Below are 8,759 nucleotides of genomic sequence, written 5' to 3' on the forward strand. Positions count from 1 at the left end.
GTGCAGGGGGAGTGAGCGGCTCTCTTCGCCTCTCCCCGCTTGCGGGGAGAGGCCGGAATTCGCGCGAAGCGCGGATTCCGGGTGAGGGGGAGTCTCCGCGAGTCCAGCTCTCACCTCTTATGCGGAGCCAGCCCCTCACCCCAACCCTCTCAGCGCGAGCGCAGCTCGTCGCGGCCCCGTAAGAACGGGGAGAGGGAGCRCACCGCCGCGGCGGCGGCAGGTTCGTTCTCGGCGCTCAGAACATGGCCATCAATCCCGCGCTCAAAACAAAAAATCGACAAACAACCCCATGCACAGTAGAAGGCCCTTTGATCGATAAGGGATTTTCGAGCCGCGTCGCGACGACATTCGCTGCCGCGACGACGTTGACCCGTCGGGCAAAACACCGGCAGGATGTTATCGTGGCAGGGATCGGGGATTGTCCATGCATCTCGTCGCTCGGACAGCCTTCATTCTGCGATGCGCCTGACTGCTTATCACACCACATGCTGAGAGGGGCTCGTTCAGGCGTCAGCGGGTGACCGGGCCGCGCAATTTGAAGGAGCTTCGATTCAAGCGCTCAGCCGTACTCACTGTGACATTCGGAACGGCGATAGCAGGGTGGGCGGCTGCCCGTAATTGAGGAGTGCCGCAGCACGACCGAGAGCAGCCAGTCGCACCTCAGGCTCGGACGGATATGAACCAAGCCGGTATGAACCAAGCCGGCCGCCACGACGTTGTTCCTGGGAAAACGTGGTATCCTAGGAGCCAGGATGCGCCTTGATCTGCGGTTGGCAGCAGCAATGTCTTCGCCCGAGAGTACAAGCAAGACCAGTGACGCGGCCCGCCGAGAGCGGAGAAGGAGCAATTCCTTACTGTTGGTCCTCGCCGTTGGATTTCTTGTTTTTGGCGGCGCAGCGGGCGCGCTCTACTATGCGTTGCGGCCGGACATTCTCCGGATCGCCGTTGGACCACCGGGCAGCGACGATTACAAAGTAATTCAGGCAATGGCCGATGCCTTCGGCAGTGAAAGCCGAACTATCAAGCTGTCTCCGATCAAAACGGACGGGGCGGTGGAGTCTCTCGCCCTGCTTGGGGCTCGCAAGGCCGACCTTGCCGTTGGCCGCGGCGACCTGGAAATGCCCGCCGAGGCGCAGACCGTCGCTGTCGTACGTAAAAACTTCGTCGTGCTGTGGTCGCCGTCCGGACCTGCGGGCAAGAGCTCCAAAAGAAAGCACTCGCCGAAAATCAAAGAGGTCGCCGATCTCGCGGGGCGCCGTGTCGGCGTGATCGGGCGGACCCCGGCGAACGCCGCGTTGCTGCAGGTCATCTTGAGCGCCTCCGGAGTGGCAGCCGACAAGGTCGCGGTGACGCACTTTAGCACGGACCACATCGAGGAACTGGCGCGCGATCCGACCCTCGATGCATTCATGGCGGTCGGTCCACTCGATAGCAAGATCACGTCGGATGCCATCGCCGCAACGGCGCGGGCACGAGGCGAGCCGAAGTTTCTCGCCGTCGAGACGTCAGACGCGATCGCCTTGAAGCACCCCCGGTATGAATCCGAGGAAATTCCGCCCAGCGTCTTCAATGCGGATCCAGCTTGGCCGGAGGACAAGGTCGAGACAGTCAGCGTCAGCCACCTCATCGTGGCGAGAAAGACCTTATCCGAAACGACGGTGGCCGCCTTCTTCCGGCAGCTGTTTGCCGTTCGTCAGGCGATTGCGCGGCAGGTACCAGGTGCTGCACACATCACCAAGCCGGACCTCGAGAAGGACACCGATCTGCCGGTACATCGGGGAGCGGCGGCCGTCATCGACGGCAACGAACGTACCTTCCTCGACAGGTACGGCGATTATTTCTGGTTCGGGCTCCTGCTTCTCTCCGGGATCGGTTCGGCAGGCGCCTGGTTGCGCCGCTATTTGAATCGAGACGAAAGAGAGGAAAACACCAGCCATCGCAAGAGAATCCTGGCCATGGTTTCCAGCGCGCGGTCCGCGGAATCCAACCAGGAACTGCTGGCCCTGCAGGGCGAGGCCGACGCCATCATCGGTGAAACGCTCGAGTGCTACGATGACGGCGCTATCGAGGAAGAGGAACTCGCGGCATTTGGCCTGGTGCTCGACCTGTTGAGCAATGCCATCGCGGAGCGGCGAGCCGCGTTGCAACGTCCCTCCCTGGAAAGCGTCCGAGGCGCGGCAACAGGCCATAGCGCTACGCCGCGAGGATGAGGCGGCCATGTAGAGGCGGACCTCCGAACCCGGCGAAGTTTTCCGGGGCACACATCCACCGACCGATTGCGATTACCACCATCGCCGCCTTGCCGTGATCACTCAGTCCAGTGCCGTAGGATGGCACAGCACTTGCGAAACCCATTACGTGTCACGTTGGATGCTGTCGATGGGTCTCGCTGCGCACTACCCACCCTCCGGGCGACGGGCGGCACTCCGACGGCCCACATTGAGGCAGATCAATACTCGCCTCGCAGGCCCGCAGACCTTTCCATCAGCGCATCCATGGAAAGGGCGGCCGTCATGCAAACCCTGCTCAGGGAAATCAAAAATACCCCCTTGCTCTGGATGCTGGTCTTCGTGCCCATCGTGCTGGTGGCCGATGTGGCTGCCCCGCATTCCCACACGCTGCTCTTCGTGTTGGCGGTGCTTGCCATCGTGCCGCTGGCGGCCCTGCTCAGCCACGCCACCGAAGCGGTCGCTGCCAAGACCGGCGATGCCGTGGGCGGACTGCTCAATGCAACGCTCGGCAATCTGACGGAGCTGATCATCGCCATCACGGCACTGCGTGCAGGCCAGTACATGCTGGTGAAGGCCTCAATTGCGGGCGCGATCGTCACCAACGCGGTGTTCATGCTAGGGGCCTGCCTGCTGATCGGCGGCATGCGCTACCACGTGCAGGAGTACAACCGCGCCGGCGCGCGGCTTTCTTCCGGCTTGTTGCTGATGGCAACCGTTGCCCTGCTTGCGCCTTCGGCGGTCGCCGATCTCGAGCACCTGCCGCAGGGCGGGGGCATCTTGAACAAGCTCAGCGTCGGCATTTCAGTCCTGCTCATCATCGCTTACGCACTCGGCCTGTTGTTCTCGCTCGGGACGCACAAGGAATTGTTCGCAAGCGCCGATCATGGCGACGACAAGGAGGCGCACTGGCCAATCGGCATCGCCGTCGGCACGCTGCTGGTCGTCACCGTGCTGGTCGCGCTGGTGAGTGAGATCTTCGTGGAATCGGTGCAGAAGGCGGCGGAAACGTTCGGGATGAGCCCGGCCTTCGTCGGCTTCATTGTCGTCTCGCTGGTCGGCGCCGCCGCCGAATTTGCGGTTGCCTTTGCCGCGGCACGCAAGGACCGGCTCGACATGGCCGTCAGCATCGCGCTCGGCAGCGCCTCCCAGATCGCGCTGTTCGTAGCCCCCGCGCTTGTGCTGCTCAGCTACGTCGTCGGACCCACGCCGATGAACCTGCAATTCTGGCCGGGCGCCGTCACCATGGTGATGATTGCAACGGTCACGTCGGCCTTCGTCACCGCGAGTGGACGCTCGGCATGGTTCGTCGGTGCCCTGATGATCTTTATCTACGCCGTGTTTGCGCTGACCTTGTATGTCGTTCCGCCGGCGGGCGAGGGGTGAGGTGCTGCTGCCCGTCGGCACGAGGGTGAACCAGAGCAGCTGTTCTGCTGCCAGCAACAGCCGCAGTTGACCCGCGTGACTACGGTATCGGAAGATTGTATGCTTGTCGCATGGGACTACTGATCTTCAGCACCACCGTCACCTTAGACGGCTGTGTCGACCACCAAGAAGGAATCGCCGACAACGAGACACACGCCTTCTTCACTCGCCTCATGGACGAGAGCGGGGCGATGTTGTGGGGCCGCGTCACCTACGAGATGATGGAGAGCTACTGGCCAGCGGTCGCCCGCGGCGAAGCGGATGTACCGCCGCCGATGCGCGAGTGGGCGGTTAAGCTGGATGCCAAGCCGAAGTACGTGGTGTCGTCAACGCGAAACGACTTCCCGTGGAACAATAGCCACCACATCGCCGGTGATCTGCGAACAGGCGTGCAGAATCTCAAGGGTGCGACCCCGGCGGGCGTGCTCCTCGGTAGCGGCAAGCTCGCGGTTGAGCTGGATCGGATGGATTTGATCGACGAGTACAAGTTCCTCGTTCACCACCAGGATCGTCGGCCACGGCCCCACTCTATACGAGAGCGGCTTGCCGAGCGCGCGACAGCTCGAATTGGTTTCGGCGAAGCCGCTCGGCAACGGCCTATGCACTACCGACGCTCTTTGACGAAAGTCGCAAGGCAGGAATAGCTCATAGCCGGATTTTCACAACCGTGGGCGAGGTTTTCTGCGGCAACAAAATTAACGAGTATGCGACCTAGCTCGTCCGGGAAATGGCGGCCCGCGGCAAGCCATCCTCCGGAACGGCGAATGCGTTTTCGCTAATAGGCCCAGTAGCTGCCGGAGGGCAGGCAATTGTCGTCGCCATAGCCGCCGCCATAACCGTAATAGGACGCGGGCGGGTAGCTGTAGCCGTAGGCGGGATAACCGCTATAGTAGCCGCCATAGCTGCCATAATAGGCGCTCCGCGCAATCGCGCCGCCGACGACGGCGCCGGCGACGCCATAGCCGAGTCCGCGATAACCGTAGCCGCGATAGCCCCAGCCGCCGCGATAGCCCCACCCGACGCCGCGATAGCCATAGCCGCCACGCCAGCCGCCGACCCATCGCACTTCAGTGGTGTTCTGATCGACCATCGATCTCATCGTCGCCAGATGCGTCGGGATCGGCCCGGCCTGGACGCCCATAGCGGGCAGCAGGGCGCCGGCTCCGGCGAGAACGAGGGTGCGCAGGGAATTCGAGGAGGGCATGATCGATCATCTCCTTGGCTGGCGGGCGGCGCTTTCTGCGCGGCCATCGACGGCCTATTCCGGGATGGCGTTGCCGCGGCGGGCTTGATCTAGATCAAGCATCCGTGTCGCGCATCGCCGTGCCGTCGGGAGACGCTGCCCGATGCTCTAAGCCTGCAAGCGGGGAACGAKACGTATCGCGTTCTCATGGCCGATCGCATCGAGATCCCCTGTCGAGAGACCAAGCTTCTGCAACTGCGCGAACTGGCCAAGGCCGAAATACGGATAGTCGCTGCCGTAGGTGATCTGGGAGACGGGGACGAGCTTGAGCAGCGCGGCCATGGACGGCGCGAAAGTCGCATTCGCGGTGTCGTAGTGAAGCCGGCGCAGCTCGCCTTCGATCCCCTCCGGCGCAAACTCCTTGAGGTCGGGCCGCGCTCCGTAGAACGAATTGATGCGCCCGGCCATCATCGGTATCGTGCCGCCGGCGTGCGAGAACAGCCATTTGATGTCGCGGTGGCGGGCAAATGCGCCGCTGAGCAGAAGGCTCGTCACCGTACGTGTGGTGTCGTGCGGGACTTCGATCACCGCCGGAAACGTGCCGACGCTGAGCGCGCTGCAGCAGCTCGCGACCAGCGGATGCACATAAACGACCGCCTTGCGACGGTTCAGCTCCTCGAACACCGGCCTGTAGGCGGCATTGCCGAGCCATTTGTCGCCGTAGCTGCTTTGCAGCCCGATGCCGTCCGCCTTCAGCGTATCAAACGCATATTCGATCTCCTTGAGCGTGGCGTCGATGTCCAGCATCGACAAGGTCGCGAACAGGCCGAAACGGCCCGGATGGTCGCGCATCATCTCCGCTGCATACTCGTTGCAGGCGCGCGCGAGCCGGCCGGCTTCCACCGGGCCGAGGTCGAACCACACGCCAGGAGTAGAGGCGACCGACAGGATGCCTGTACGTATGCCATTGCGGTCCATGTCCTCGACGAGCTTCCCGCGAGTCCAGGCCACCTGACCGGGAAAGTGCGGCTGCTTGCGTGCGTCTTCGTAGCCAAGCCACAGCTTTTGATATTCGGGCGGATAGAAATGAAGGTGGGTATCGATCAGGACCGGCTTGGTCTGGCCGTGCACCGCAACGGCGGGGATGGCCGAGGCGAGGCCAAGTGCACCAGCTCCCGCGAGGAAGCTGCGGCGCGACGAAGGCGGGCCGTAACAGGCAGGGCAGGGGCGATGCCCTCCAGATTTTTGATCCCATTTGTTCATGTTGCGCGTCTCCCGTGACGAACTGGCAAAGCCAAGGCCTGTGGTGTTTCTATCGGCAGAACGTTTCGTTCCTCCGCTGTCCGTGGTGCGGCTGCAGCGTGGGCGGTGATTGTTGGGGATCGGAATACGCCGATTTTTCGTCGCCGAACGATGCCTTGTGTTACGCCTGCACATCGCTGCCGCAACTTTGTGTGAACGCACCCCAATTGTCCCGCGAGAGGCTTCGTGCTGTCGCGATGTTGACCCGTCGGGCAAAACACTGGCAAAATGCGATGGTGGCGGAGATCGCGGCTTGAGTGCATCTGCGGTAACTGCGAGCACTTCCAGTGAGTTGACCAATGAAGCCTGAGAGGGATGGCATCAACCTCGCGGCCAAGCCAACCGGAACGGGGTGCGTGGAATGCTCGGCTGCGGACGGGTGGTGGTTTCATCTTCGCAGATGTGTCGAATGCGGTCACATCGGCTGCTGTGATGCGTCACCAAATCAGCATGCAACGAAACACAACGCGGCGACAGGTCACCCGATCATCACGAGCTTCGAGCCGGGCGAACGATGGTTTTACGACTATCGCACAGGAGAGGCTTTCGCCGGCCCGAAGCTTCAAGGCCCTCACTCGCATCCGTTGGATCAGCCGGTGCCCGGTCCGGCCGGCGCGGTGCCTCCCGACTGGCAAACGCTGCTCCACGAATAGGCGTGGGTAGAGCACTTGCGAAACCCATCACGCTTCACAGCGGATGCTGTCGATGGGTTTCGTTTCGCTCTACCCATCCTACGGACTATAAATTCCGGCGCAGGAAGTCGCCAATTTCAGCCTCGATCCGCCGATGGACCGCCGCACGGTCGACCCAGGGAGCATCCTTGCAGGCCGCAGGCGCGTCGGCTTGCAGTGCGGGAGAGCATGGACCGAAAAATATGAAATGACCGCCCGGCACCAACTCCTGTCGCGGCGGATGGGGCAATGCCGCCGCGAGAGCGAAGATATTGCCATCAGCCTTGAGATCGCTGCCTTCCGCACGATAGAGCAGCGTCGGCATGCCGACCGGCGTCAATCCGTCTCGATCGAACAAGGCGCCGAATGGCTCCAATAGTATGAGGGCGTTCACGGCGAGCGCATCTGGCGATCTATTGCCGGCCGCATTGGCCAAGGAGCCATCGGTCGGCACGCCGTCGCAAGCCATCGGATCATCGCTACGGTCTCGGCAATAAGCCGCCAGGTGAGCCAGGCTGGGAGTCGCCCCCGCGACGATCAGCGTGACGGCTCCGCCGTAGGAAAATCCCATCATACCAAGACGGTTAGGATCGGTATGCATCGCGAAGCGTGGATCGGCCAACATTGCGGTGAGCGCCTTGTGAATCTGGCGTGGTCGATCTTCGAGAGCTTCGCGAGGACGCTTAGACCCGGGATGAAACGGCGCGACCACGACAAAACCCTCGCGCGCCAAGGAGGTGAGAAGAGCGGCATAGGGGAGCGAGCTACCTCCTGCTTTGATCGTTCCCCCTCCGCCATGTGAGAAAAGAACAACAGGAAAGCGCGCCCCAGGGGCGATCGGCGCATCGCGGCTTGCGTCAATTGTGAATAGACCATCCTGAAAGGGAATTTCGGCCGCGTCTGTTGGATACACAATCAATGTGTCGAACGGGACAACATCCTGCACTGTGATGCGCGTGACGCCAGCGCGAAATCGCTGTGGATCTGCTTGTGCAGATGTGCCCGCGACCAGCAATGCGAGCGCGAGAAGCAAGGCACGTATGTACACCACAACGCAGCTCGGTATCCGATCGAAGTCTAGCGATCGGAATTCTGCACTGGCCCATGCCATCCTATCTTCACCCCGCGCGCGTCACCGACAAAATTTAGCTTGTCCGCAGACTCAAGTCTACGCTCGCCCCAAAGGGCGTCACCGCATGTGACGTTGGATGCCGTCGATGGGTTTCGCTGCGCTCTACCCATCCTACGGGCTTATGAGTCCGCGTGACTAGTGCCGTCCGGCTTCGGCTTCTTGTTCCAACTGCAAGATGCGCGCCCGTAGCGCGTCGAACGTCTCTTCGGCGGCCTCGCTGAACAGCGGATCCTCAGGATTGGTCATGGCCGAAGCGATCTCCGTCCAATCTTCAGGCTCGAGAGCCTTCAGGGCGGCGGGAAAGAAATCGCGATCTTCCTTCATGATGTGGCGCCGCTCGTGCTCTATGAAATCGCGAACGATGGCATGCACATCCTGCCGAAGCAGTTCGCGATCCGCGAGAACATCGTCGACCGCATGAGCGACGCGGCGCAAAAGTTCGGCCCCCTTCTGGTGTTCGCGAGCGAGATCACCGACCTTCGCAGCCGCACCGGGATCGCGAATTGTTAGCTTGTCGAAGACCAGGTCTTCCTGAGGATGGTGGTAAACCTCCGGGTAAAGTTCGAAGTAGCTGATAACCGCGCCGATAACCTCATAGTCGGGGCGGTCGCCCCGATCGAAAACCTGAAGTTCCCGCTCAAGGATGGCGAGCAGTTTCTCGATATTGCGGTGCTCTTGGCTTAAGCGCTCAATGATCATTGCTGCGATCCACAAGGCGACCGATTGAGAAGCTTCGAAAGCCTAGCCCCAAGTCGCCTCAGCTCTTTTGCGCTAAATCAAGTTCCGGACGTATGGTGCGCCATCCGCCTGTTCTATGT

At 61.8% G+C, this 8,759-nt stretch carries 8 protein-coding genes; 4 read left to right on the top strand and 4 right to left on the bottom strand.

Annotated features, from left to right (window positions below):
• The first annotated feature begins 782 nt into the window (after positions 1-782).
• From ACXJL8_RS25785 to ACXJL8_RS25795, 3 genes are all read left to right on the top strand, one after another.
• On the top strand, positions 783-2,210 hold the full coding sequence (locus ACXJL8_RS25785; protein WP_456621437.1) for a TAXI family TRAP transporter solute-binding subunit: 1,428 nt from the start codon (positions 783-785) through the stop codon (positions 2,208-2,210).
• A 303-nt stretch (positions 2,211-2,513) separates the two neighbouring features.
• On the top strand, positions 2,514-3,614 hold the full coding sequence (gene cax / locus ACXJL8_RS25790) for a calcium/proton exchanger (protein ID WP_456621438.1): 1,101 nt from the start codon (positions 2,514-2,516) through the stop codon (positions 3,612-3,614).
• A 110-nt stretch (positions 3,615-3,724) separates the two neighbouring features.
• Positions 3,725-4,297, top strand: a complete 573-nt coding sequence (locus tag ACXJL8_RS25795; protein ID WP_456621365.1) for a dihydrofolate reductase family protein — start codon at positions 3,725-3,727, stop codon at positions 4,295-4,297.
• A 131-nt stretch (positions 4,298-4,428) separates the two neighbouring features.
• On the opposite strand, the gene ACXJL8_RS25800 is transcribed toward ACXJL8_RS25795, so the two are convergent.
• The gene (locus ACXJL8_RS25800) at positions 4,429-4,857 is read right to left on the bottom strand and encodes a hypothetical protein (protein ID WP_456621366.1); all 429 of its coding nucleotides are present in this window, start codon (positions 4,855-4,857) and stop codon (positions 4,429-4,431) included.
• Between the two features lie 147 nt (positions 4,858-5,004).
• A complete protein-coding gene (locus ACXJL8_RS25805) occupies positions 5,005-6,438 on the bottom strand; it encodes an amidohydrolase family protein (protein WP_456685823.1) in 1,434 nt (477 codons plus the stop codon).
• Between ACXJL8_RS25805 and ACXJL8_RS25810 the strand changes: the two genes are divergently transcribed.
• Positions 6,438-6,791 carry a UBP-type zinc finger domain-containing protein gene (locus tag ACXJL8_RS25810; protein WP_456621368.1) on the top strand — a complete coding sequence of 118 codons (354 nt, stop codon included), beginning with the start codon at positions 6,438-6,440 and terminating at the stop codon, positions 6,789-6,791. The genes ACXJL8_RS25805 and ACXJL8_RS25810 overlap by 1 nt on opposite strands.
• An 85-nt stretch (positions 6,792-6,876) precedes the next feature.
• Here ACXJL8_RS25810 and ACXJL8_RS25815 read toward each other — a convergent pair whose 3' ends face one another.
• Both ACXJL8_RS25815 and ACXJL8_RS25820 read right to left on the bottom strand, forming a co-directional pair.
• Positions 6,877-7,920, bottom strand: coding sequence for an alpha/beta hydrolase family protein (locus ACXJL8_RS25815; protein WP_456621369.1), 1,044 nt, complete (start codon positions 7,918-7,920; stop codon positions 6,877-6,879).
• Positions 7,921-8,076: 156 nt separating this feature from the next.
• Complete coding sequence (locus tag ACXJL8_RS25820; RefSeq protein WP_456685824.1) at positions 8,077-8,640, bottom strand: hemerythrin domain-containing protein; 564 nt, start codon at positions 8,638-8,640, stop codon at positions 8,077-8,079.
• Positions 8,641-8,759 lie beyond the last annotated feature (119 nt).

The sequence above is a fragment of the Bradyrhizobium sp. P5_C11_2 genome (genome assembly GCF_054049755.1).